Origin of the sequence: Rhizobium sp. SG741 (assembly GCF_012275435.1) — a bacterium.
Lineage (GTDB): Bacteria > Pseudomonadota > Alphaproteobacteria > Rhizobiales > Rhizobiaceae > Rhizobium > Rhizobium lusitanum.
Genome location: NZ_JAAZQP010000001.1, coordinates 557,165 through 582,224 on the forward strand (window position 1 = coordinate 557,165; position 25,060 = coordinate 582,224).

The 25,060-nt window shown below is 60.8% G+C and carries 25 protein-coding genes; 23 read left to right on the top strand and 2 right to left on the bottom strand.

The window, feature by feature from the left end:
- Window positions 1-278: 278 nt before the first annotated feature.
- The 7 genes from FHT29_RS02835 to FHT29_RS02865 all read left to right on the top strand — a co-directional run bounded on the left by FHT29_RS02835 (window position 279) and on the right by FHT29_RS02865 (window position 7,015).
- Window positions 279-1,181: a branched-chain amino acid ABC transporter permease gene (locus tag FHT29_RS02835; RefSeq protein ID WP_037195212.1), complete on the top strand. Its 903-nt coding sequence runs from the start codon at window positions 279-281 to the stop codon at window positions 1,179-1,181.
- Between the two features lie 4 nt (window positions 1,182-1,185).
- A complete protein-coding gene (gene livM, locus FHT29_RS02840; protein WP_047562408.1) occupies window positions 1,186-2,610 on the top strand; it encodes a high-affinity branched-chain amino acid ABC transporter permease LivM in 1,425 nt (474 codons plus the stop codon).
- Window positions 2,610-3,482 carry an ABC transporter ATP-binding protein gene (locus FHT29_RS02845; RefSeq protein WP_047562409.1) on the top strand — a complete coding sequence of 291 codons (873 nt, stop codon included), beginning with the start codon at window positions 2,610-2,612 and terminating at the stop codon, window positions 3,480-3,482. Before livM ends, FHT29_RS02845 begins: the two co-directional genes overlap by 1 nt.
- Window positions 3,482-4,210, top strand: a complete 729-nt coding sequence (locus tag FHT29_RS02850) for an ABC transporter ATP-binding protein (protein ID WP_037195206.1) — start codon at window positions 3,482-3,484, stop codon at window positions 4,208-4,210. The genes FHT29_RS02845 and FHT29_RS02850 overlap by 1 nt, the downstream gene beginning before the upstream one ends.
- A 24-nt stretch (window positions 4,211-4,234) precedes the next feature.
- Entirely contained in the window at window positions 4,235-4,588 is a 354-nt protein-coding gene (locus tag FHT29_RS02855; protein ID WP_037195204.1) for a DUF6867 family protein, read from the top strand.
- A 183-nt stretch (window positions 4,589-4,771) separates the two neighbouring features.
- On the top strand, window positions 4,772-5,893 hold the full coding sequence (locus FHT29_RS02860; RefSeq protein ID WP_037195203.1) for a branched-chain amino acid ABC transporter substrate-binding protein: 1,122 nt from the start codon (window positions 4,772-4,774) through the stop codon (window positions 5,891-5,893).
- A gap of 150 nt (window positions 5,894-6,043) precedes the next feature.
- Window positions 6,044-7,015, top strand: coding sequence for a D-glycerate dehydrogenase (locus tag FHT29_RS02865; RefSeq protein WP_037195202.1), 972 nt, complete (start codon window positions 6,044-6,046; stop codon window positions 7,013-7,015).
- A gap of 39 nt (window positions 7,016-7,054) precedes the next feature.
- Here FHT29_RS02865 and FHT29_RS02870 read toward each other — a convergent pair whose 3' ends face one another.
- Both FHT29_RS02870 and FHT29_RS02875 read right to left on the bottom strand, forming a co-directional pair.
- A complete protein-coding gene (locus tag FHT29_RS02870) occupies window positions 7,055-7,978 on the bottom strand; it encodes a response regulator transcription factor (RefSeq protein WP_037195201.1) in 924 nt (307 codons plus the stop codon).
- Window positions 7,971-11,360: an ATP-binding protein gene (locus FHT29_RS02875; RefSeq protein WP_047562412.1), complete on the bottom strand. Its 3,390-nt coding sequence runs from the start codon at window positions 11,358-11,360 to the stop codon at window positions 7,971-7,973. The genes FHT29_RS02870 and FHT29_RS02875 overlap by 8 nt, the downstream gene beginning before the upstream one ends.
- Before the next feature lie 228 nt (window positions 11,361-11,588).
- Here FHT29_RS02875 and urtA point away from each other — a divergent pair, with 228 nt between their 5' ends.
- The 16 genes from urtA (at window position 11,589) to ureG (ending at window position 25,026) form a co-directional block, all read left to right on the top strand.
- Window positions 11,589-12,878, top strand: a complete 1,290-nt coding sequence (urtA, locus tag FHT29_RS02880) for an urea ABC transporter substrate-binding protein (protein WP_037195197.1) — start codon at window positions 11,589-11,591, stop codon at window positions 12,876-12,878.
- Window positions 12,879-12,950: 72 nt separating this feature from the next.
- On the top strand, window positions 12,951-14,576 hold the full coding sequence (urtB, locus tag FHT29_RS02885) for an urea ABC transporter permease subunit UrtB (protein ID WP_080760680.1): 1,626 nt from the start codon (window positions 12,951-12,953) through the stop codon (window positions 14,574-14,576).
- Window positions 14,573-15,733 (top strand): urea ABC transporter permease subunit UrtC, encoded by a 1,161-nt coding sequence (gene urtC / locus FHT29_RS02890; protein ID WP_047562414.1) that lies wholly within the window; start codon window positions 14,573-14,575, stop codon window positions 15,731-15,733. The genes urtB and urtC overlap by 4 nt, the downstream gene beginning before the upstream one ends.
- Window positions 15,734-15,737: 4 nt before the next feature.
- Window positions 15,738-16,493, top strand: a complete 756-nt coding sequence (gene urtD / locus FHT29_RS02895; protein ID WP_037195194.1) for an urea ABC transporter ATP-binding protein UrtD — start codon at window positions 15,738-15,740, stop codon at window positions 16,491-16,493.
- Between the two features lies 1 nt (window position 16,494).
- Entirely contained in the window at window positions 16,495-17,190 is a 696-nt protein-coding gene (urtE, locus tag FHT29_RS02900) for an urea ABC transporter ATP-binding subunit UrtE (RefSeq protein ID WP_047562416.1), read from the top strand.
- 165 nt (window positions 17,191-17,355) lie between these two features.
- Window positions 17,356-18,177, top strand: a complete 822-nt coding sequence (locus FHT29_RS02905; RefSeq protein ID WP_047562418.1) for an urease accessory protein UreD — start codon at window positions 17,356-17,358, stop codon at window positions 18,175-18,177.
- Window positions 18,178-18,208: 31 nt separating this feature from the next.
- Window positions 18,209-18,511 carry an urease subunit gamma gene (locus FHT29_RS02910; protein WP_034503828.1) on the top strand — a complete coding sequence of 101 codons (303 nt, stop codon included), beginning with the start codon at window positions 18,209-18,211 and terminating at the stop codon, window positions 18,509-18,511.
- A 7-nt stretch (window positions 18,512-18,518) separates the two neighbouring features.
- Window positions 18,519-18,773 (top strand): DUF1272 domain-containing protein, encoded by a 255-nt coding sequence (locus FHT29_RS02915; RefSeq protein WP_037195186.1) that lies wholly within the window; start codon window positions 18,519-18,521, stop codon window positions 18,771-18,773.
- Window positions 18,774-18,784: 11 nt separating this feature from the next.
- Complete coding sequence (locus FHT29_RS02920) at window positions 18,785-19,090, top strand: urease subunit beta (protein WP_037195184.1); 306 nt, start codon at window positions 18,785-18,787, stop codon at window positions 19,088-19,090.
- A gap of 65 nt (window positions 19,091-19,155) precedes the next feature.
- Window positions 19,156-19,545 carry a lysozyme inhibitor LprI family protein gene (locus FHT29_RS02925; RefSeq protein WP_246702988.1) on the top strand — a complete coding sequence of 130 codons (390 nt, stop codon included), beginning with the start codon at window positions 19,156-19,158 and terminating at the stop codon, window positions 19,543-19,545.
- Window positions 19,546-19,562: 17 nt separating this feature from the next.
- Window positions 19,563-20,186 carry a hypothetical protein gene (locus tag FHT29_RS02930; protein WP_037195435.1) on the top strand — a complete coding sequence of 208 codons (624 nt, stop codon included), beginning with the start codon at window positions 19,563-19,565 and terminating at the stop codon, window positions 20,184-20,186.
- A 3-nt stretch (window positions 20,187-20,189) separates the two neighbouring features.
- Window positions 20,190-21,902, top strand: coding sequence for an urease subunit alpha (ureC, locus tag FHT29_RS02935; RefSeq protein WP_047562423.1), 1,713 nt, complete (start codon window positions 20,190-20,192; stop codon window positions 21,900-21,902).
- Between the two features lie 273 nt (window positions 21,903-22,175).
- A complete protein-coding gene (locus tag FHT29_RS02940) occupies window positions 22,176-23,036 on the top strand; it encodes a GGDEF domain-containing protein (protein WP_047562425.1) in 861 nt (286 codons plus the stop codon).
- 81 nt (window positions 23,037-23,117) lie between these two features.
- Window positions 23,118-23,615, top strand: coding sequence for an urease accessory protein UreE (ureE, locus tag FHT29_RS02945; RefSeq protein ID WP_047562426.1), 498 nt, complete (start codon window positions 23,118-23,120; stop codon window positions 23,613-23,615).
- A 6-nt stretch (window positions 23,616-23,621) separates the two neighbouring features.
- Entirely contained in the window at window positions 23,622-24,308 is a 687-nt protein-coding gene (locus FHT29_RS02950; RefSeq protein WP_047562428.1) for an urease accessory protein UreF, read from the top strand.
- 106 nt (window positions 24,309-24,414) lie between these two features.
- The gene (gene ureG, locus FHT29_RS02955) at window positions 24,415-25,026 is read left to right on the top strand and encodes an urease accessory protein UreG (protein ID WP_037195171.1); all 612 of its coding nucleotides are present in this window, start codon (window positions 24,415-24,417) and stop codon (window positions 25,024-25,026) included.
- The last annotated feature ends 34 nt before the right edge of the window (window positions 25,027-25,060 follow it).

Genomic DNA, 25,060 nt, shown 5'->3' on the forward strand with positions numbered 1-25,060 from the left:
CGCAGAGGGCCTGCCGCTGACAAAAGCTCTTCAGCGAAAATTCCCTTGTTGATCATTTTGGCTATTTTTTGAGGCAGGGGATGCCGCTTTTATATCATTTTTGGCCTGATTTGCGCCACTGCGCGGCGATTTGAAAAGAATTTGTCAATTTCTTGCCTTTTTGGCTTCACATTTCCCTCGAAAGCGGTATGGAATCGCCCCCACGGGTCCTCATGAAGGAAACCCTAAAAGTAATAAGAGGTGCGGTCGATTGACGCCGCATCCAGGGGAAATGACATATGGATTATTTTATCCAGCAGCTCCTAAACGGGCTGACTCTCGGGTCTATCTATGGCCTGATCGCCATTGGTTACACCATGGTTTACGGCATCATCGGCATGATCAATTTTGCCCATGGTGATGTTTTCATGCTCGGCGGCTTTGCCGCTCTCATCACCTATCTGGTTCTCGTGTCGCTCTTCGCCGGCTTGCCGGTGGCGGTCTTGCTCTTGGTGATGCTGATCGTCGCCATGCTGATGACGAGCCTTTGGAACTGGGTGATCGAGCGTATCGCCTACCGGCCGCTGCGCGGTTCCTTCCGCCTCGCGCCGCTGATCACGGCAATCGGCATGTCGATCGTGCTGTCGAACTTCATCCAGGTTGCTCAGGGTCCGCGCAACAAGCCGATCCCGACGCTGGTGGGTGATGTCTACAACTTCGGCGCCGTGTCGCTGTCGCTGAAGCAGATCATCATCTTCATCATAACGGTCGTTCTGCTTGCCGCCTTCTGGTATCTGGTCAACAAGACTGCGCTCGGTCGTGCCCAGCGCGCCACGGAGCAGGACCGCAAGATGGCGGCGCTGCTCGGCATCAATGTCGACCGCACCATTTCCGTCACCTTCATCATGGGCGCCGCGCTCGCCGCCGTCGCCGGCACGATGTATCTGATGTATTATGGCGTCGCCAACTTCGCCGACGGCTTCACTCCCGGCGTCAAGGCGTTCACCGCGGCGGTTCTCGGCGGCATTGGTTCGCTGCCTGGCGCTGTCCTCGGCGGCCTGATGATTGGCTTCATCGAGTCGTTCTGGTCGGGTAATTTTCCCATCGCGTATAAGGATGTCGCGACATTCGGCATCCTGGCTTTCGTTCTGATCTTCAAGCCAACCGGCATTCTCGGGCGGCCGGAAGTCGAAAAGGTATAACGCCATGGCAAATTCAAATTTCGTTGCAGACAAGACCGCGCCCGGCCTTGTCCAGAAAGGCATTACGGATGCCCTCTGGACCGCGCTGATCGCCTTTGGGATGTTCGTGCTCTATATCGGCCTAAAGACCGATCAGAACATGGACAACAAGCTGGTCATCGTCCAGCGCTGGGGCCTCTTGGCCATCATCGTCGCCATTGCGGCGGTCGGACGCTTCGTGATGACGGTGTTCGTGCGACCCCGTCTGGAGGCTAGAAAGGCCGAGAAAGCCAAGCTTGCGCCAGTCGTGACCGAGCAGGGTTTCGTCGGTAAGAATTTCAACACGATAGCGCTGGTTTTCCTGCTTATCTATCCGATGCTGGCACTGGCGCTTTTCGGTCCACAGGGGTCTCTGACCTATGTCGACAACTTCGGCATCCAGATCCTCATCTACGTGATGCTTGCCTGGGGCCTGAACATCGTCGTCGGTCTGGCGGGGCTGCTCGACCTCGGCTATGTCGCCTTCTATGCGGTCGGCGCCTATTCCTACGCGCTGCTGTCGACGCATTTCGGTCTGTCGTTCTGGATACTGCTGCCGCTCTCCGGCATCTTTGCCGGGCTTTGGGGCATGATCCTCGGTTTCCCGGTTCTGCGCCTGCGCGGCGACTATCTGGCGATCGTGACGCTGGCTTTCGGTGAGATCATCCGTATCGTCCTGACGAACTGGACTGACGTGACGAAGGGCAGCTTCGGTATTTCCAATATTACCAAGGCATCGATGTTCGGCATCTACACCTTCGATACCAAGGACCCGCACAACTTCATCCGCAGCTTCGGCCTGCCGTTCTCGTCGGCCTGGTACAAGATCTTCCTCTTTTACGTCGCCCTGGCGCTCTGCGCGCTGACTGCCTATGTGACGATCCGGCTGCGCCGCATGCCGATCGGCCGTGCATGGGAAGCTCTGCGCGAAGACGAGATCGCCTGCCGCTCGCTCGGCATCAATACGGTGACGACGAAGCTGACTGCCTTCGCCACCGGCGCCATGTTCGGCGGTTTTGCAGGTTCATTCTTCGCAGCCCGTCAAGGCTTCGTCTCGCCGGAATCCTTCGTGTTCCTCGAGTCTGCGGTGATCCTGGCGATCGTCGTTCTTGGCGGCATGGGCTCGCTGAAGGGCATCGCCATTGCGGCGATCGCCATGATCGGCGGTACGGAATTGCTGCGCGATATGGATTTCCTTAAGACCGGTCTGGTCGTGGGCAATACGACGATCATTCCCGGCTTCGGTCCCGATTTCACTCCCGAACTCTATCGCATGCTGATCTTCGGGCTCGCCATGGTCGTCGTGATGATCCTCAAGCCGCGCGGCTTCGTCGGCACCCGCGAGCCGACCGCCTTCCTCAAGGAGCGGAAAGCGGTCTCCGGCAGCTTTACCAAGGAGGGCCACGGCTGATGAACGCTGTGACCGCAACCCCCGACGACATCCTGCTGAAGGTCGATCACCTGTCGATGAGGTTCGGCGGCCTGATGGCGATCAACGATCTCTCTTTCGAGGCGAAGCGTGGCGACATCACCGCGTTGATCGGACCGAACGGCGCTGGCAAGACGACCGTGTTCAACTGCATCACGGGCTTCTACAAGCCGACGATGGGCATGATCACGCTTCAACAGAAAAGCGGCAAGGAATATCTTCTGGAGCGGCTTCCGGATTTCCGGATCACGCGCGAAGCCAAGGTGGCCCGTACCTTCCAGAACATCCGCCTGTTTTCGGGCCTGACAGTGCTCGAAAACCTGCTGGTGGCGCAGCACAACAAGCTGATGCGCGCCTCCGGCTACACGATCCTCGGGCTGCTCGGCATCGGCCGCTATCGGGCAGAAGCCAAGAATGCCATCGAACTCGCGCGCTTCTGGCTCGAGAAGGCCGATCTCATCGACCGGGCCGACGATCCTGCCGGCGACCTCTCCTATGGTGCCCAGCGCCGTCTGGAAATCGCCCGCGCCATGTGCACAGGCCCGGAGATGCTTTGCCTGGACGAGCCGGCCGCCGGTCTCAATCCTCGCGAGTCCCTGGTGCTCAACGAGTTCCTGCGCAACATCCGCAAGGATACCGGAACGTCGATCCTTCTGATCGAGCATGACATGTCGGTGGTGATGGAAATCTCCGATCATGTCGTCGTGCTCGAATACGGGCAGAAGATCGCCGATGGTACGCCGGATCAGGTCAAGAACGATCCGAGGGTGATCGCGGCCTATCTGGGTGTCGAGGATGAAGAAGTGGAAGAGGTGATTGCCGAAGTCGAGCACCTCCAAGAGGGCGAACATTGATGACGGGGCAACCGCTTCTGAAAGTTGAGGGCGTCGAGACCTATTACGGCAATATCCGTGCCCTTGCCGGCGTCGATATCGAAGTCAACAGCGGCGAGATCGTCAGCCTGATCGGTGCGAACGGCGCCGGCAAGTCGACGCTCATGATGACGATCTGCGGCAGCCCGCAGGCGCGCAGCGGCTCGGTCATCTTCGAGGGGCGCGATATCACTCGCATGCCGACGCATGAGATTGCCCGGCTTCGCATCGCCCAGTCGCCGGAAGGGCGGCGCATTTTCCCGCGTATGACGGTCTATGAAAACCTGCAGATGGGCGCGAGCCTCGACAAGCTCAAATATTTCAACGAGGACGTCGAGAAGATCTTCACGCTGTTCCCGCGCCTGAAGGAGCGTCAGTCGCAGCGCGGCGGCACGCTGTCGGGGGGAGAGCAGCAGATGCTGTCGATCGGTCGCGCGCTGATGGCGCGTCCCAAGCTGCTTTTGCTGGATGAGCCTTCGCTCGGCCTTGCGCCGTTGATCGTCAAGGGCATCTTCGAAGCCATCAAGGTTCTGAACAAGACCCAGGGGCTCACGGTGTTCCTCGTGGAGCAGAATGCCTTTGCGGCGCTGAAGCTTTCCGACCGTGGCTATGTGATGGTCAACGGACGGGTGACGATGAGCGGTTCGGGCAAGGAATTGCTAGCCAATCCGGAAGTGCGCGCCGCCTATCTCGAAGGCGGGCATCATTGAGCCTCGTTTTGCGGAGAATTTGATATGCAGGGAATTTTCTTCGAAAGCGATACCGGCGGCCGCATCGTCATCCGCGCGATCATCGTCCTCCTCGGCTTCTGGACGGCCTGGCGCGCGGGCCGGGCTGTGGCCTCCAACTGGGATTCCTATCCGTTGGCGGTGATCTACACCTTCCTGGTCGGGCTCGGGCTGCAATTTCTGCACCACGCCTTGTTCAACGGGCCAGTCTTCGATCTCGGAAACTATGCTCTCGACGTGGTTCTGCTGCTGATCTTCGCGACGGCCGGATATCGCTATCGGCGCACCGACCAAATGGTCAATAATTATTACTGGCTCTATGAAAAGACCTCCGCCTTTTCATGGAAGAAGAAGAATTGACACTGTGCCTAAACTAGGCACAGTCTGCGTGCGGCATCGGCGTAATCCTGTCTTATAAAACGAATGACACCCGACGGGATCATGCTTTAAGTATTCGGAATACAAGCGTTACCGGCGTGATGATTGGTGGGTATCGCGCAGGGCAAATCAAACGGAACCCGCTTAAAAATTGGGAGTAACAATATGAAGAAGTATCTTCTGTCGGCGGTGGCTTTGTCGGCAATGATCGCGTTCGGCGGCGTCGCGAAGGCCGACATCATTATCGGCGTTGGTGGTCCCTTGACGGGCCCGAATGCTGCGTTTGGTGCGCAGCTCCAGAAGGGTGCCGAGCAGGCTGCTGCCGATATCAACGCAGCCGGCGGCATCAACGGGGAAAAGGTCAAGATCGAACTCGGCGACGACGTCTCGGACGCGAAGCAGGGCGTTTCGGTTGCCAACAAGTTCGTCGCTGACGGCGTGAAGTTCGTTGTCGGTCACTTCAACTCGGGCGTTTCCATCCCGGCTTCGGAAGTGTACGCCGAAAACGGTATTCTCCAGATTACCCCGGCTTCCACCAACCCGCAATTTACGGAGCGCGGCCTCTGGAACACCTTCCGCACCTGCGGTCGTGACGACCAGCAGGGCGCAGTTGCCGGCAAGTATATCGCCGACAATTTCAAGGGTGCCAAGGTTGCCGTCGTTCACGACAAGACCCCCTATGGGCAGGGCCTCGCTGACGAAACCAAGAAGAACCTCAACGCCGCTGGCGTGACGGAAGTTCTTTATGAAGGCATCACCCCCGGCGACAAGGACTATTCGGCCCTCATCGCCAAGATGAAGCAAGCCGGCGTCGATTTCGTCTACTACGGCGGTCTGCACACCGAAGCCGGCCTGATCATGCGTCAGATGGCCGACCAGGGCGTCAAGGCTCATTTCATGTCCGGTGACGGTATCGTGTCGAACGAACTTGCTTCGATCGCCGGCGACGCCGTTAACGGCACGCTGATGACCTTCGCTCCGGATCCGCGCAAGAACCCGGCTTCCACCGATCTCGTCGCCAAGTTCCGCGCTGCCGGCTACGAGCCGGAAGGCTACACGCTGTACTCCTACTCTGCTCTGCAGGTCATTGCCGCCGCTGCCAAGGCTGCCGGTTCCAACGATCCGATGGCTGTTGCCGACGCGATGAAGGCAAAGGGTCCGTACAAGACTGCCATCGGCGAACTCGGCTTCAATGCCAAGGGCGACATCACCCGTCCTGACTACGTCATGTACAAGTGGTCCAAGGGTTCCGACGGCAAGTACAGCTACGACGAAATCTCGAAGTAATCTTCGCGCTGCCGGCTTGCCGGCATCCGTTCGATCTGAGGAGCCCGGCCACTGGCCGGGCTTTTTTCATTGCTGCCGGCAGAGGATCGCCATTTTCTTCGCGGTGAACCTGCTTTAAGTCTGCCCGATATAGACAGGAGGAGGTGCATCATGAGTAGACCCCGTATTCTCGTTACCCGGCGCTGGCCTGCTACGGTCGAAGCGGTCCTTTCAGAGCGCTTCGACGTCACGCTGAATAAGGATGACATTGCTCTTGATGCGGGGCAGCTGCACGAGGCGCTGCGGGCTTATGATGCGGTTCTGCCGACCGTTTCCGACAAGCTTCCGGCAGCCCTTTTCGAGGGTGATGCGATCAGGACGAAGATCCTCGGCAATTTCGGTGTCGGCTTCAATCACATCGATATCGCCGCCGCCCGGGCGAAGGGTATCGTTGTCACCAATACGCCCGGTGTGCTGACGGATTGCACCGCCGATATCGCCATGCTGCTGTTGCTGTCCGTCGCCCGCCGTGGCGGGGAGGGCGAGCGGGAATTGCGCGCCGGCGCGTGGACCGGCTGGCGGCCCACACATCTGGTCGGCACCAAGGTTACCGGCAAGACCGTCGGCATCATCGGCTTCGGCCGCATCGGCAGGGCGTTCGCGCAGCGCTGCCATTTCGGTTTCGGCATGGATGTCGTCTTCCATAGTCGCTCCGCCATCGATCCGATGGAAGCCGCGCGCTATGGCGCTATGCAATTGCCGACGGTGGAGGATGTGCTTGCAGTCTCCGACTTCGTCTCCCTGCATTGCCCCGGCGGTGCGGAAAACCATCACCTGATGAATGCCGCCCGTTTTGCCGCAATGAAGCGGAGCGCCTTCCTGATCAATACTGCGCGCGGTGATGTCGTCGATGAGGCAGCGCTGATCTCGGCGCTTGAGCTGGGCACGATCCGCGGCGCCGGTCTCGACGTTTACGAGGCGGAACCGAACGTGCCGGAGCGGTTGAGAGCGATGGACAACGTGGTGCTTCTGCCGCATCTCGGCAGCGCCACCGAAGAGACGCGCACGGCCATGGGCATGAAGGTGGTGGACAACATCACCGCCTTCTTTGCGGGGCGCGAGCCGCCAGATCGGGTGGTCTAGCTCCTTCGCCCCGCAAGGCGAGGAGAAGGGTGATCGCATCTAGATCTCGTGCAGCACATGAGCGGCCTTGACGGCGGCGGACGCCCGGTTTTCCACCCCGAGCTTCACGTAGATCTGCTCCAGATGCTTGTTCACCGTGCGGGCTGAAAGCCCAAGGATTTCGCCGATGTCGCGGTTGGATTTGCCCTTGGCGATCCATAGCAGCACCTCGGATTCGCGTTGCGTCAGCGAGAAGTGCTGGCGCAGGATCTCGTCGTCGGCGCGTTGATTGGTTGCCGTCAGGCGAAACAGGTATTCGTCGGGGCCGATGGCGCCGAGGAAAGCGAATTGGAGGGCGGCCTGACCGCCATTGCTGATCGAAACGATGTTGTCGCGCGCCGGGCCGAGCCGTTCGCGTTCGAGCATGAAGGCAGCGATGTGTTTCGACGCGAGATCGAGGCCGTCGTCGCTGCCGGTGGCGGCGTTGATGAGGCGTGTCGCCTGCGGCGTCGACCAATGGATCGAACCATTGCCTTTGACCGCCAGGAGATGACGACCTGCGGCATCGAGCGCCACTCGCGCACTCTGGGCAGAGCGGGCATTGCGCAGGTGAACGCGGATGCGGGCGCGCAGCTCGTCGACATTGATCGGCTTGGTGAGATAATCGACGCCGCCGGATTCCAGTGCGTGCACCACATGCTCGGTCTCGGTGAGCCCGGTCATGAAGACGACGGGAATCTGGGCGATGCCCGCATTGGCCTTCAGCCGGCGGCAGGTCTCGAAACCATCCATCGACGGCATGACGGCATCGAGCAGGATGAGGTCGGGCGTGATACGCTCGACGATATTCAGCGCCGCCGATCCCGACGTGGCGATCAGCACCGAGAAGCCGGATTGTTCGAGGGCATCGGTCAGGAAGCCGAGCGCCTCCGGCGAATCGTCCACCAGCAAGACTATATCGCGGGGCAGGGTGGGCTCAGCCAATCTGTTCTACCTTTTCGTTGTCGAAGGTACGCAGTGCTTCCAGGAAGCCGCCAAGATCGAAGGCCTGGACATAGGTGCGCAAAGCGTCGGTGAAGGGCTTGTTTTCGTCCAGCTTGGCGAGGTCGGAAAGTTTTGCCTCGATGCCTCTGACATAGCCGATCTCGCCCAGCCGCATCAATTCGTGCACATGCTCCATCCCCGGGCTCTTCAAGGGCGGCGGCGGTTTCGGGGCGACCGGGGCCGATGCGTCGGCATAGGCCCATTTGAGGCCGAGATGCAGGGCAAGCTTGTCGCGAAGCTGGCGGATGTCGATGGGCTTGGAGACGGCGTCATTGTGGCTGTCGTCGCTATCGGCTGCGGCGGCGGCATCGCCGATATTGGCCGACAGCATCAGGATCGGCGCCGTCTGGCCGCTTTCTCTCAGCCGCGAGACCAGCTGCCAGCCGTTCATGCCGGGCATGGAGATATCGACCAGGAAAAGGTCCGGCTTGATGCCTTCGATCAGCGTCAGGCAATCGGGGCCGCCGGCAGCGGTCAGCACGATGAAATCGAGCGGTGACAGCACTTCGCGCATCAGTTCGCGATGATCTTCATTGTCATCGACGACGACGACGGTGCGGCGCGGCCCCTCATAACCGACGATGCGCTGCTCCTGCGGCGGCGGCTTCATCGGGCGAAGCACGGCCGACAGCATCAGGCGCACGCGGAATGTCGAGCCCTTGTCCTTCTCGCTGGCGACGGAGATCTCGCCGCCGAGCGTATTCGTCAGCAATTGCGTGATGGTCAGGCCGAGGCCGAGGCCAGGCATGGGCCTTACGCTGTCGGCCTCGCCGCGCTGGAAAGGCTCGTAGATGCGGGTGAGATCCTTTTCGGCGATGCCCCGGCCCGTATCCGAAACGGTGAAGGTGGCGACCTGGTTGCGGTAGCCGACCTCGAAGCGAACGCTGCCCGCATCGGTGAATTTGATGGCATTGGACAGCAGGTTGACGAGGATCTGCCGCAGGCGTTTCTCGTCGGTGCGAACATAGTCGGGCAGGGCGGCCGAGCGCTCATGGATGAAGGCCAGTCCTTTCGCCTGCGCCTGCGGATGGAACATGTCGACGATCTGGTCGAGGAAGTCGTGGATGTTGATCTCGTTGGAATAGACCTGCAGGCGGCCGGCCTCGATCTTCGATATGTCGAGCAGCCCGTCGATCAGGCCGGACAGATGCTCGGCGCTGCGGCGGATGACCTTCAGCGAGGATTGGCGGGGTGCCGGAATGGTCTCGTCGCGCTCGAGGATCTGGGCGTAGCCGAGCACGGCATTGAGCGGCGTGCGCAATTCGTGGCTGAGACCCACGACATAACGGCTCTTGGCGCGGTTTGCTGCTTCCGCCACTTCCTTGGCGCTCTGCAAGGCGGCGTCCGTCTTCTTGTGCGCGGCGATTTCCTTCAAGAGAAGCGTGTTCTGGCGCGAGGATTCCTCCTCCGCCACCACGCGGCTGTCGTGGGCAAGCACGTAGAACCAGCAGACGACGCCGGCGATGACGGCGAAGACGAAGAAGACGATGAGGATGGTGCGGTTGACCACGACAGCCGTTTCGGGCGAGGCGGCGCCGACCTGATGCGCGATCATCGCCAGGATGGCGCCGACGGCGGTCAATGCCACGGCGACGGCGATGCCGTAGCGGCCGAGACGCGTGGCGAGCCTGGCGACGATGCTTTCGGGCAGAAGCGTCTTGGCGACGGTGCCGACTTGCGTGTTGAGCCGTGCTTTCGGCTTGCACATATCGTGGCAGCGGCTGTCGAGCGAGCAGCAGAGCGAGCAGATCGGCGCGGCATAGGCCGGGCACCAGGCCATGTCTTCCGGCTCGAAGGGATGTTCGCAGATCGAGCAGGTGATGGTCGAGAGATTCTTCCAGCTCTGGCGCGGCTTGCGGGCCAGATAATATTTGCCCTTGGTGGCCCAGGCGAGAAGAGGCGAGGCGATGAGCGCGACGATCAGGGTGATGTAGGGCGCAAGCGAGGCGGCGACCGCGCCGAAAGCGCCGAAATGGGCGATCAGCGAGATCGTCGCTGACAAGGCCATGGCGCCGAGGCCGACCGGATTGATGTCATAGAGATGCGCGCGCTTGAATTCGATACCCGGCGGCGCCAGCCCGAGCGGCTTATTGATGAAGAGATCGGCAGAGATCGTGCAGAGCCAGGCCATGGAAATGATCGAGAAGATGCCGAGCGTCTCCTCCAGCAGCCGGTAGATGCCGAGCTCCATCAAAAGCAGGGCGATGGCGACGTTGAAGACCAGCCAGATGACGCGGCCGGGATGGCTGTGCGTCAGTCGCGAAAAGAAGTTCGACCAGGCGAGCGAGCCGGCATAGGCGTTCATGACGTTGATCTTCAGCTGGGAGACCATGACGAAAGCCGCCATGAGGAGCAGCGCGGCATTGTGCCAGGGGATCATGTAGCCGAAGGCGGTGAGGTACATCTGGGCGGGATCGGCGGCACGATCGGCTGGCACGCCTGAGGTCAAGGTCAAGACGACGAGGAACGAGCCGGCCAGCAGCTTCGGCGCACCGATGATCACCCAGCCGGGGCCTGCGAGGAAGATCGCCAGGCGATGGCGCCATTTGCGGTGCCCTTCCGGCGGCAGGAAACGCAGGAAATCGGCCTGCTCGCCGATCTGCGACATCAGCGCCAGAATGACGGCGGAGGCGGCGCCGAATTCCACGAGATCGAAGGGTGCGGCACTTCCCGGCGCGCTCGATGCGTGATGAATGCCGGCGAAAGCCCGCCAGAGATCGAATTTCCCCCAGTCGGAAAAGGCGATGAAGACGAAGGGCAGGATGTTGAGAACGATCCAGAAGGGCTGCGTCAGCAGCTGGAACCGGCTGATCAGGCGCACACCATAGGTCACCAGCGGGATCACCATGACGGCGCTGATGATGTAGCCGATCCACAGGGGTATGCCGAGCGTCAGCTCCAGTGCGCCCGACATGATCGATGCTTCGATCGCAAACAGCATGAAGGTGAAGCTGGCATAGATCAGCGATGTGATGGTCGAGCCGATATAGCCGAAGCTTGCGCCGCGCGTCAGCAGGTCGATGTCGACGCCGTGGCGGATGGCATAGCGGCTGATCGGCAGCCCGATGGCCAGCATGACGATGCTGGCGACGACGATGGCGTAAAAGGCGTTGGTCGTGCCGTAGGAAAGCGTGATCGCGCCACCGATCGCCTCCAGTGCCAGGAACGAGATGGCGCCGATCGCCGTCTGCGAGATGCGTTGCGAGGAGAATTGCCGGGCGCTCTTGGCGGTGAAACGCAGGGCGTAGTCTTCCAGCGTCTGGTTCGCGACCCAGCGGTTATACTCGCGTCTCACCGGAATAATGCGTTGCCGCGCAGCCATGCTTACCCTTCAGCAGTCCTGCCCATCGTATCCCGGCAGTCCAGAAATGTCGTAACATGGATCGATACCGTGCTTAAGGGCATGAGAGCACCATAGACTGCACATTTCGCCCCGGCGCCTACGTCATATTACGTATGTGGTTTCCCCAGGGGCTGCCGGATAGTCGCGGAAGGCAACGGTTAATCTTCGTTACCGGCCGTTGCGGCAGACAAAAGAGGGGAACCACAAATGAAACTGAAGACTCTCGTCTCCGGCGCGCTGCTTGGCGCCATCATGTCCACCACCGCATTCCACGGCGCCTTTGCCGCCGACGACACCATCAAGGTCGGTGTCCTTCATTCCCTTTCCGGCACCATGGCGATTTCGGAAACGACGCTCAAGGACGCCATGCTGATGCTCATCGCCGAGCAGAACAAGAAGGGCGGCGTTCTCGGCAAGAAGCTCGAGCCCGTCGTCGTCGACCCGGCTTCCGACTGGCCGCTCTTTGCCGAAAAGGCCCGCGAGTTGATCCAGAAGGACAAGGTCTCGGCTGTCTTCGGCTGCTGGACCTCCGTATCGCGCAAGTCGGTTCTGCCCGTCTTCAAGGAATTGGACTCGATCCTGTTCTATCCGGTTCAGTTCGAAGGTGAAGAGTCCGAGCGCAACGTCTTCTATACGGGTGCTGCTCCCAACCAGCAGGCGATCCCCGCCGTCGATTACCTGATGAAGAACGAAGGCGTGCAGCGCTGGGTGCTCGAAGGCACCGACTATGTCTATCCACGCACGACCAACAAGATCCTCGAAGCCTATCTGAAGTCCAAGGGCGTCAAGGACGAAGACATCATCATCAACTACACGCCGTTCGGCTTCTCCGACTGGCAGACGGAAGTCTCGAAGATCAAGGCCTTCGGCGCAGCCGGCAAGAAGACGGCCGTCGTCTCGACCATCAACGGCGATGCCAACGTGCCCTTCTACAAGGAACTGGGCAACCAGGGCGTCAAGGCCGAAGATATCCCGGTCGTCGCCTTCTCGGTCGGCGAAGAGGAACTGGCCGGCGTCGACACCAAGCCGCTCGTGGGACATCTGGCCGCCTGGAACTACTTCCAGTCCGTCGACACGCCCGCCAATGCCGCCTTCATTAAGGAATGGCACGCCTACACCAAGAACGACAAGCGTGTCACGAACGACCCGATGGAAGCCGCCTATATCGGCTTCAACATGTGGGTGAAGGCCGTCGAAAAGGCCGGCACGACCGATCCCGATAAGGTCATCGACGCACTCGTCGGCGTCTCGGTTCCGAACCTCACTGGCGGCTACGCCACCATGATGCCGAACCACTACATCACCAAGCCGGTTCTGATCGGCGAAGTGCAGGAGAACGGCCAATTCGACGTGGTTTCGCAGACCCCTGCCGTGGTCGGCAAGGAATGGTCCGATTATCTGCCCGACAGCAAGGATCTGATCTCGGATTGGCGCATGCCGATGAACTGCGGCAACTTCAACGTTTCCACCGGCAAGTGCGGCGGCAAGGGTTCCTGATTTTCGCCGCCGTAACGCAAGACCGCCGCGGGCAGGCTTTTCTGCCCGTGGCAGCTTGAGGGGACAAGCGCAATGTTCGACAAATTCGTTTACCGCATGGCTTTGGCGCTCGTCGCCTGCTTCTGCCTGGTGCTGGCGCTAACGGCCACGAGCCTGCGCGCCCAGGAGGATGCTCACGGCCTCATCAATTCGCTTGGTCAGGCCAATTTCCAGCAGGCCGCTGCAATCGTCCAGAATCTTGCAAAGACCGGCGACCCCAAGGTCGTGCCGGCACTGCAGGCCTTCTCCGATGGCGATCTCTATATCAGGAAATCCGACAACCAGGTCTTCATCGCCAAGTCCTCCGGCGATGCGATGGCCCTGGTGGATCCACTTACGGGGCAGGCGGCCGGGCAGGAAGCCCAGGACAATCTCGGCAAGATCAAGATCAACAACAGTCTCCGCCGCGCCGTTCGTGCGGCTCTCGGCAGTTTGACGCTGATGAGCCCGGATCGCGGTGTCCGCCTGGAGGCGGCGCAATCGGTGTTGAAATCGCCGAGCGCGGATTCGCTGGAGGCTGTCGAGACGGCGCTGCAGAACGAGAAGGACGCAGAAATTCGTGTCGCTCTTGAACGGGCACGAGCTGTTGCCGTGCTCAGCTCCGATCGCCCTGTGGAAGACAAAAAGGCCGCGATCGAGACGATCAAGGTCGAGGGCGGCCGTGATGCCATCGGCATCCTCTCCTCGGTTTCCGTCGATGACAGTCTCAAGCCGGACGTCGCAGCCGCGATTGCCGGCATCCAGGAACAGTTGAAGTTCTGGGATGCGTTGCAGAACGTCTGGTACGGCCTGTCGCTCGGCTCGGTGCTGCTTCTGGCGGCCATCGGCCTTGCCATCACCTTCGGCGTCATGGGCATCATCAACATGGCGCATGGCGAGATGGTGATGCTCGGCGCCTATTCCACCTTCATGGTCCAGAGCGTCATCCGCACATCCTATCCGGAACTCTTCGACTGGTCGCTGGCGATCGCCTTGCCGGTCGCCTTCATCGTGACCGGCGCTGTCGGCCTCGTCATCGAGCGCGGCGTCATCCGCTTTCTCTACGGCCGGCCGCTGGAGACGCTGCTTGCCACCTGGGGCATCTCGCTGATCCTGCAGCAGGCGGTACGTTCTATCTTCGGGCCGACCAATCAGGAAGTCGGCAATCCCTCCTGGATGTCGGGTTCCTTCGATCTCGGCTATCTCTCCGTCACCTGGAACCGTCTCTGGATCATCGTCTTCGCGCTCGGTGTCTTCGTGGCGCTGCTGTTGCTGCTGAAGCGTTCCGCCTTCGGCCTGCAGATGCGGGCGGTGACGCAGAACAGGCGCATGGCTTCCTCCATGGGCATTCGCACGCCCTGGGTCGATGCCTTCACCTTTGCTCTGGGTTCCGGCATTGCCGGCATGGCGGGTGTCGCGCTCTCGCAGATCGACAACGTCTCGCCGAACCTTGGCCAGAGCTACATCATCGACAGCTTCATGGTCGTGGTGTTCGGCGGGGTCGGCAATCTCTGGGGCACGCTGGTCGGCGCCTTCTCGCTCGGCATTCTCAACAAGTTCCTCGAACCCTATGCGGGGGCGGTGCTCGGCAAGATCCTCGTGCTCGTCCTCATCATCCTCTTCATCCAGAAGCGTCCGCGCGGTCTGTTCGCGCTCAAGGGAAGGGCGGTGGAAGCATGATCACGGCCTTCATCCTCCGCTCTCTCGACCGCCGCATCAGCATCGCCATCGCGATATTGATCGCCGTCGCCTTCCTCGTGCCACTGTCGAACTTGGCTCTGCCGGAAACCAGCGCACTGCATGTGCCGACTTACCTGATGTCGTTGCTCGGCAAGTATCTGACCTATGCGCTGCTCGCCTTGGCGCTCGATCTCGTCTGGGGCTATTGCGGCATTCTCTCGCTCGGCCACGGCGCCTTCTTCGCGCTCGGCGGCTATGCGATGGGCATGTATCTGATGCGGCAGATCGGCTCGCGCGGCACCTATGGCAACCCGATCCTGCCTGATTTCATGGTCTTCCTGAACTGGAAGGAACTGCCATGGTTCTGGTACGGCTTCGACCATTTCTGGTTCGCCATGATCATGGTGCTGGCGGCACCCGGCCTGCTTGCCTTCATCTTCGGCTGGTTCGCCTTCCGCTCACGCGTCAACGGCGTCTATCTGTCGATCATCACGCAGGCGATGACCTATGCCCTGCTGCTCGCCTTCTTCCGCAACGACATGGGCTTTGGCGGCAACAACGGTCTGACCGACTTCAAGGATATCCTCGGTTTCAACATCCAGGCCGACGGGACGCGCGCCGTGCTCTTCGCCATCACAGCGCTGATCCTGGCGCTGGCGCTGATGCTGTCCTCGGCCATCGTGCGCTCGAAATTCGGCAAGGTGCTGGTCGGCGTGCGCGACGCGGAAAGCCGCACGCGTTTCCTCGGCTACCGCGTCGAGCATATGAAGCTCTTCGTCTTCGTGGTGTCGGCGATGATGGCGGGCATTGCCGGCGCGCTCTACGTGCCGCAGATCGGCATCATCAACCCCGGCGAGTTCGCACCGGCCAACTCGATCGAAGTGGTCATCTGGACGGCGGTTGGCGGCCGGGCAACGCTGATCGGCCCGATCATCGGCGCCATCCTCGTCAACGGTGGCAAGACGGTTTTCACCGGCCTGTTCCCGAGCTTCTGGCTGTTTGCGCTCGGCGGCCTGTTCGTCGCGGTGACGCTGTTCCTGCCCAAGGGCATCGTCGGAACGATCGCTCCCTACATCGGCAGAGGGCGCAAGCCGGAGAGCTCGCAGCCCAAAGCCGCGGAAGAGGAAGCCAGCAAGCCCGTACAGGCGGCGGAGTGAGACCATGATCCCGGATATCAAGCCCAACAGCATGCTTTACCTCAACAACGTCTCGGTCTCGTTCGACGGGTTCAAGGCCCTGAATGCGCTGTCGATCGTCATCGAGCCGGGGGAGCTTCGCGCCATCATCGGCCCGAACGGCGCCGGCAAGACCACGATGATGGATATCATCACCGGCAAGACGCGACCCGACGAGGGCGAGGTGTTCTTCAACGGCCAGGTCGACCTCACCAAGAAGGACGAGGCCGATATCGCCCAGCTCGGCATCGGCCGCAAATTCCAGAAGCCGACCGTCTTCGAAAGCCACACCGTCTGGGACAATCTCGAACTGGCGCTCAACCGCAATCGCGGCGTCTTCGCGACGCTGTTCTATCGCCTGACGCCGGCAGATCGCGACCGCATCGACGAAATCCTCGAGACGGTGCGCCTGTCGCATCGCCGGGACGAACTGGCGGCCAATCTCTCCCACGGCCAGAAGCAATGGCTGGAGATCGGCATGCTGCTCGCGCAGGAGCCGAAGCTGCTCTTGGTGGACGAGCCCGTTGCCGGCATGACGGATGCGGAGACGGCGGAGACAGCGGTCTTGCTGAAGGAGATCGCCAAGACGCGCTCGGTCGTCGTGGTCGAGCACGACATGGGCTTCATCCGCGACCTCGGCGTCAAGGTGACATGTTTGGCGGAAGGCTCGGTGCTGGCCGAGGGTTCGATCGATTTCGTCAGCAGCGATCCGAAGGTGATCGAGAATTATCTGGGGCGGTGAGATGCTGACAGTCGAAAACGCAAATCTGCATTATGGCGCGGCACAGGCGCTGCGCGGCATCTCCATCAAGGCCGAGATGGGCAAGATCACCTGTGTCCTTGGGCGCAATGGCGTCGGCAAGAGTTCGCTGTTGCGCGCCGTCACCGGCCAGCATGCGCTGTCGGCAGGCACGGTCGCCTTTAACGGCGTGACGCTGAACGGCATGGCGCCCTTTACCCGCGCCAGGCAGGGCATCGGCTATGTGCCGCAGGGCCGCGAGATCTTTCCTCTGTTGACTGTGAAGGAAAATCTGGAGACCGGCTACGCGCCGCTCTCTCGCCGCGACCGCAATATCCCCGATGACATCTACAGCCTGTTTCCGGTGCTGAAATCCATGCTGTCGCGACGGGGCGGCGATCTTTCCGGCGGGCAGCAGCAGCAACTGGCGATCGGGCGGGCCATGGTGACGCGGCCGAAAATATTGGTGCTGGACGAACCGACGGAGGGCATTCAGCCATCGATCATCAAGGATATCGGCCGGGCGATCCGCTATCTCAGGGATTCCACCGGCATGGCGATCCTGCTGGTCGAGCAATATCTCGATTTCTGCCGCGAGCTTGCCGATTACGTCTACATCATGGATCGCGGCGAGATCGTGCATGAGGGCCTGGCGGAGTCGCTGGATACACCTGAAGCCCGCAGACATCTGACCGTCTGAGGCGAATGCCTTTCTTTTCAGCGTCTGGTGAAAAATGCAGCGGGCGTCACCTATCGCAGAGCGCCATTGCGGGCGATTGCATAAGGCACAGAAATTGCTTGCCTTTATTCCTTGCCGGGTTTCAATGCCTGGGTATTGGCATGGTGTGTTGAGCGGAGAGACCGAATGGCAATGGCAGCGGCGAACACGAGACCGCAGAGGGCGCGAGGTCGCGGCCATCTGGCGGCCAAGTCGCTTGGCGGTCGCACGCGTCTTGCCGAGCTTTACCAGGAAGGGGCGGCGAAAATCCGGTTGCCCGAGACTTTCGACAGTTCCATGGAAGCGGTCATCATCAATACCGCCGGCGGGCTCACCGGCGGTGACCGCATGGATTGGAGCGTCGTTGCCGGGCCTGGCACGCGCATTGACGTGACCACCCAGGCCTGTGAGAAGATCTACAAGGCTTTGGCCGATAGCGCCGTGGTGGAGACATCAATCAGGATCGGTGCCAGCGCGCGCGTCGATTGGCTGCCTCAGGAAACCATTCTGTTCGACCGCGCCTCGCTGTCTCGCAAGCTGCATGTCGAGCTTGACGAAACAGCCGAATTTCTTGCCGTAGAGGCGATTCTGCTGGGACGGAAGGCAATGGGCGAGACGATGGCGCAGGGGCTGTTCCGTGATCGTTGGCGCATCCGCCGCGACGGGCGCCTGATCCATGCCGAGGAACTGAGGCTTGGTGGCGATATCGCGGCTTTGACGGCCGAGAATGCCGTGCTCAGCGGCCAGGTCGCCTTCGCGACGCTGCTTTATGCCGGACCGCTGGCGGAAACCTATCTGCGCCAGGTCCGGCCGCTTGTCGAAAGCCATATGGGAGGCGTCAGCCACTGGAGAGAGAAGCTCGTGGTGCGGCTTGCGGCCTCCGATGGTTTCGCGCTCAGAAAAATCCTGATCCCGATCATTTCCGCCTTGCGCAACGGAGCGCCAGTGCCGAAAGTCTGGAACCTGTAGTCCGAGAAAACAGCAATTACATAGGTAGGCGATGAACCTCACTCCGAGAGAAAAAGACAAGCTGCTGATTTCCATGGCGGCAATGGTGGCGCGGCGGCGGCTGGAGCGTGGCGTCAAGCTCAATCATCCCGAGGCCATCGCGCTGATCACCGACTTCGTGGTCGAGGGCGCGCGGGATGGCCGTCCGGTTGCCGAGCTGATGGAGGCCGGCGCCCACGTCATCACCCGCGATCAGGTGATGGAGGGCATTGCCGAGATGATCCATGACGTACAGGTCGAGGCGACGTTTCCGGATGGAACCAAGCTGGTGACCGTGCACGAACCAATCCGCTGAGGTTGCGATGCTGGAACTCAGACCCAATTGCGAATGCTGCGACCGGAATTTGCCGCCGGAAAGCCTTGATGCGATGATCTGCACCTTCGAGTGCACGTTCTGCGTTAATTGCGTCGGTAATGTTCTCGGCGGCATCTGCCCGAATTGCGGCGGCGAACTCGTTCAACGTCCCATTCGCCCGGCGGCGTTGCTCGCCAAATACCCTGCGTCGACCAAACGTGTTCTGAAAGCGGAAGGCTGTGCGCCCGTCCGGGCTGCATAAGGAGAAAGACCATGATCCCAGGCGAAATCATTGCCGCAAGCGGCGATATCGAACTCAATGTCGGTGCACCCACAGTAACGCTTGAGGTTTCCAATACCGGCGACAGGCCGGTGCAGGTCGGCAGCCACTATCATTTTGCCGAAACGAACGGCGGCCTATCCTTCGATCGCGACAGGGCGAAGGGCATGCGGCTCGATATTCCCGCCGGCACCGCGGTGCGTTTCGAGCCGGGCCAGACGCGCTCGGTGACGCTCATCCCACTTTCCGGCAAGCGTGAAGTCTATGGCTTTCGGCAGCAGGTCATGGGCAAGCTCTAGGCTCGCGGGGGAGCGACATGTCTTTGAAATTGATTGCATTCGGTCCGTTTGTTGCGGCGGTTTTGATGTGCGGTCAGGCGTTTGCGCAAAGCGACGCGGATCAACCGAAAATCGATTGCAAGAATGCCCAGACGCAGACGGATATGAACACCTGCGCCGCCCTCGATTTTCAGAGGGCCGACAAGGCGCTGAACGAGCAATACAAGAAGACCCGTACCGCCATGGTCGCGATAGATGCCGACCTCGACGCCGATATCAAGGGCGCGGAAAAGGCATTGGTGAAGGCACAGCGCGCCTGGATCGATTTCCGTGACAGCCAGTGCGAGGCGGAAGGTTTCGAAGCCCGGGGCGGAACGATGGAGCCGCTGCTCATTTCCGGTTGCAAGACGACTTTGACGCAGCAGCGGACCAAGGAGTTGAAGGTGCTGGCAGATGGATCGGAGGGCGCGCAGTGAGCGCGAAGCGCACGATCATGATCGTCGGCAACGGCGAGATTGCGGAAGGGGTCACGGAAGAGATCGACGCCGCCGATCTGGTGATCCGCTTCAACGATTGCCGCTCCATGGGTGCCGGCGGCAGCCGGACCCATGTCGTCGCGGTTTGCAATACCGGCCGGCCGGCGCGCGCCATGCTGGGTTCGGCTGAATGGCGCAAGAGCCCAGCCGTCGCCTCCGCCTCCGAAATCTGGAGCGTGCGCGATCCCGGTAAATTCGCTGCCTTGCGTGCGCCGCTGGCGCTGTCGCATCCGGAACTCGATGATTTCTGCGACGACTATACCGATCAATTCACCGCCTTCTGCCATGCGACGGGCAAGCGTCATGTCGTGATCGACCGGTCCGTCCATGACAGCGTCGATGCGGCGCTGGCGGCCTACGAGCCCGGCGCCTATGTGGCGCCGAGCAGCGGCATGATCGTGATCGCGGACGTACTCTTGCACCACCCCGACGACGATATCGCCATTACCGGCTTCAGCCATACGGGCTGGGACGGCCATCCCTTTGCCGCCGAGAAGCGGCTGGTGGACGGCTATGTGTCCCGGGGCCGCCTGAAGCGCCTCGCCGATACGAACCTTATCTCTGCCTCCGAAGGAGACTGATTCATGCCCTATAAGATTTCCCGCGCCGCCTATGCCAGCATGTTCGGACCGACCGTCGGCGACAAGGTGCGGCTTGCCGATACCGAATTGTTCATCGAGGTGGAAAAGGATTTCACCACCTATGGCGAGGAAGTGAAGTTCGGTGGCGGCAAAGTCATTCGCGACGGCATGGGGCAGAGCCAGGTGACGCGCGCAAACGGCGCCGTCGACACCGTCATCACCAATGCTTTGATTCTCGATAATTGGGGGATCGTGAAGGCGGATATCGGCTTGAAGGACGGCCGCATCGTCGCGATCGGCAAGGCCGGCAATCCGGATACCCAGCCGGGCGTCAACATCATCGTCGGGCCGGGCACCGAGGCGATTGCGGGCGAGGGCAAGATCGTCACCGCCGGCGGCATGGACAGCCACATCCATTTCATCTGCCCGCAGCAGATCGAGGAAGCGCTGATGTCTGGCATCACCACGATGCTCGGCGGCGGCACCGGGCCGGCGCATGGCACTCTGGCGACCACCTGCACGCCGGGACCCTGGCATCTGGCGCGCATGATCGAGGCCTTCGACGCCTTCCCGATGAATATCGGCCTTTCGGCCAAGGGCAATGCCTCGCTGCCGGCAGCTCTGGAGGAGATGGTGCTCGGTGGTGCCTGCTCATTGAAGCTGCATGAGGACTGGGGCACCACGCCGGCGGCGATCGACTGCTGCCTGAGCGTTGCCGACGAATATGACGTGCAGGTGATGATCCACACGGATACGTTGAACGAAAGCGGCTTCGTCGAGGATACGATCGGTGCCATCAAGGGTCGTACCATCCATGCCTTCCACACGGAAGGCGCGGGCGGCGGGCATGCGCCCGACATCATCAAGATCTGCGGCCAGTCGAACGTCATCCCGTCTTCGACCAATCCGACGCGCCCCTATACGGTTAATACCATCGCCGAACACCTCGACATGTTGATGGTCTGCCATCACCTGTCGCCATCGATCCCGGAGGATATCGCTTTTGCCGAAAGCCGCATCCGTAAGGAGACGATTGCGGCCGAGGACATCCTGCACGATATCGGCGCCTTCTCGATCATTTCGTCCGACAGCCAGGCCATGGGCCGCGTCGGCGAAGTGGCGATCCGGACATGGCAGACCGCCGACAAGATGAAGCGTCAGCGCGGCCGCCTGGCCCAGGAGACCGGCGACAACGACAATTTCCGCGTGAAGCGCTACATCGCCAAATATACGATCAACCCGGCCATCGCCCATGGCGTCAGCCACGAGGTGGGATCGATCGAGGTCGGCAAGCGTGCCGATCTGGTGATCTGGAACCCGGCCTTCTTCGGCGTCAAGCCGGAGATGGTCCTGCTCGGCGGCTCCATAGCGGCTGCACCGATGGGCGATCCGAACGCCTCGATCCCGACGCCGCAGCCGATGCACTATCGCCCGATGTTCGGTGCCTATGGCAAGAATCGCACGAATTCCTCGGTGACGTTCGTCTCCCAGGCCGCATTCGATGCAGGTCTTGCCGGCAAGCTCGGCATTGCCAAGACGCTCCTGCCCGTCAGGAACACGCGCGGTGGCATTTCCAAGGCGTCGATGATCCACAATAGCCTGACGCCGCATATCGAGGTGGATCCCGAGACCTATGAAGTTCGCGCCGATGGCGAGCTTCTGACATGTGAGCCGGCGACGGTGCTGCCGATGGCGCAGCGTTATTTCCTGTTCTGACAGGTTTTCTGACGGCCGATAATTGGCAGCTGAAAAAGCCCCGGTTTCCGGGGCTTTTTCAGCTCCGCGTACTTAATGCTGCGTTATCATAGGCTTGTGGCGGCAACTTTGCGCATCGCTTTTCGACTTGCGAAAAGCGATGATGTCGGCGGCCATTTCTGATTGTTCACAACTTGGGAAATACCACGCATTTTAATCGTTACATTAAAGACCTGGAAGCGTCTTCACCCCTATTTCACATGATTGAAATGGTGGCTGAGGAAGGTGAATCGCATGAGACAATGGATTTCGCTGCAAGCCGATCTCGGTAATTTTCAGCGGCGGCGTGCGATCTATATTTTCGCGTTAAAGATGAGTTTTGCAGCCGTCATCATGTCACTTTTGATCATGCTTGTAATGCTGCCCGTGCTGCAGTGGTTCGATCTCTTGCCAGTGCCGATTTCGGAGGCGATGCGTCTCGGTGTCCTCTTGGCATGGATCGTCGGCGGTACCGTTTCCGGCGCGCTGGCGGCGCTGGCAGGTTGTTCGATTCACAAGCTTGCCGTCTCGCGCGCCGAGTTCCAGCGGCTGAGCCGCACTGACATGCTGTCCGGCTTGCTCAATCGTCGTGCCTTTACCGAAGCATTGGATCAGGCCGCCGAAGGTGCGTCACTCGTCATCTTCGATGTCGATCGGTTCAAGACGATCAATGATCGCTTCGGACATGCATCCGGCGATGCTGTCATCGTTGCCGTATCGCAGATATTTGCGCATGTCTTTGCCGGCGAGGACGTGGTCGCTCGTCTCGGCGGGGAGGAATTCGGCGCCATCGTTCACGGCGGCGACACGTCTGAACGCGTTGCCCGCGTCGAGAGCATCAGGGCTGAGATCGCCAATCATCCCATCGCCGTCGAAGGTGGTTCGGTGAAGATCACCATTTCCGCGGGAATCGCCGACATAGGCAAGGACCGCAAGTCGGAAGCCGTCTATGCGGCAGCCGACAAGGCGCTCTATCTCGCCAAGACGCTTGGCCGCAACCGCGTGATCCACGAATACGAACGGCTGAACCACGTCTGGCATCGTTCTGCAACCGACCAGAAGCGCGAAGCCACGGCGGAGCATGTGGAACCGAAACGCTACGCGCAACGAATATAGAGCTTTGCGAAAGCGGCATTGGCGCTTGCGCCGGAAGCGACTATTTTGCATGGTCTGACAAAGCTTTGAATTGGACCCGCCATGCAACATGTTACCTCCTATCTGCCGGCCGGCACCCCGTCCTCCAATCCGATCGATCGTGTCGTCCTGCCGCATGATTTGCGGCATCTGCGCCGCAAGCTGCTGCATCTCGAAAATGGCGACATGGTCATGCTCGACCTGAAAGAGCCGGTCCTGTTTGCCAATGGCGACCTCCTGGTGCGCGAGGACGGCGAGTTGATCGAGATCGTTGCGGCGAATGAGAAGCTTTTCGAGATCAAGCCGCGTGATCGCAGGCATCTGATCGAGCTTGCCTGGCATCTTGGCAATCGCCATCTCCCGGCGCAGATCGAAGAGGAACGCATCCTGATTTTGCGCGATCATGTGATCCGTTCCATGCTCGAAGGGCTCGGCGCGACGGTCACGGAAGTCAGTGAGCCTTTCCAGCCTGCTCGCGGTGCCTACCACTCCCATGGCGGCCATTCGCATGGCCATGCCGATCATCACGATCATGGGCACGATCACCATTCGCACGATTGAACGCCGATGAGCGAGGGGATGGCAGCGGACGATCGCAATCTGCAGGCGCTGTTGCGGCTGATGGCTTGGCTGTCGCCGGCTTTTCCGGTGGGGTCCTTTGCCTATTCCGGCGGGCTCGAGCGTGCGGTGCATGACGGGCTGGTTCACGATAGCAAGAGCCTGCGTGATTGGATCGCGACCCTCATCCAGCATGGCCCTGTCTGGAATGATGCCGTCCTGCTTGCCGAGGCACATCATGCCGGCGAGGATGCGCTGCGGCTAGCCGCGGTAGCGGAACTTGCAGAAGCGCTGGCGGGCTCGAAAGAGCGCCACAATGAAACGATGCTGCTCGGCGACGCCTTTTTGTCGGCCGCCGGCGCCTGGCCGCACGGGATATTTTCGATGCTGCCGGCAAAGACTGCATATCCCGTCGCAGTCGGCGCGGTAGCCGGCGCACACGAGATATCCATCGAGAAGACACTCGCCGCCTTCCTGCATGCCCTTGCGTCGCAGATGCTGTCGGCCGGCATCCGGCTCGGCGTGACCGGGCAGAAGGATGGCGTTGCGATCCTGGCGGCTTTGGAGGATATCATTGCCGACATGGCGAAACGGGCAGCGCAATCCGATCTCGATGATCTTGGCGCTGCGACAGTGCAGGCCGACATTGCAAGCCTGCGTCATGAAACCCAGGAGACGCGGCTCTTTCGCTCATGATCCGCGTCTTTGGGGAAATTCTACAAACGAGGCACGCCCTACGTCATTCGCCGCTGTGCGGCAGGCCGACGCTTCGCTATGCTGCTATTTTATTGGAGTTTCCAGCATGAAATCGAGAAATGGACCTTTGCGTGTCGGCATCGGCGGCCCCGTCGGTTCGGGCAAGACGGCGCTGACGGAAAAGCTGTGCAAGGCGATGCGCGACGATTATTCCGTCGCGGTCGTCACCAACGACATCTATACGACTGAAGATGCGGAGGCGTTGGTGCGGATGCAGGCGCTGACGTCGGATCGCATCGTCGGCGTCGAAACCGGCGGCTGCCCGCATACCGCCATTCGCGAGGATGCGACGATCAACCTGCAGGCCATCGCCGGCCTCAACGAGCGGCTTCCGGATCTCGACGTCGTCTTCATCGAATCCGGCGGCGACAATCTGGCCGCGACCTTCTCGCCCGATCTCGCCGATATCACCATCTACGTGATTTCTGTGTGCCAGGGCGAGGAAATTCCGCGCAAGGGCGGCCCCGGCATCACCAAATCGGACCTGCTCGTCATCAACAAGAAGGATTTGGCGCCCTTCGTCGAGGTCGATCTCGAGGTGATGGACCGCGATGCCACGCGCATGCGCCAGGCTCGTCCTTTCGTGTTTTCCGACATGAAGCGGGGAGAGGGCGTCGGTACGATCGTCAGCTTCCTGAAGGAACAGGGCGGCCTTTAGGCCGTCCCGTCACCCATCGGTTTCGCCAGGTCGA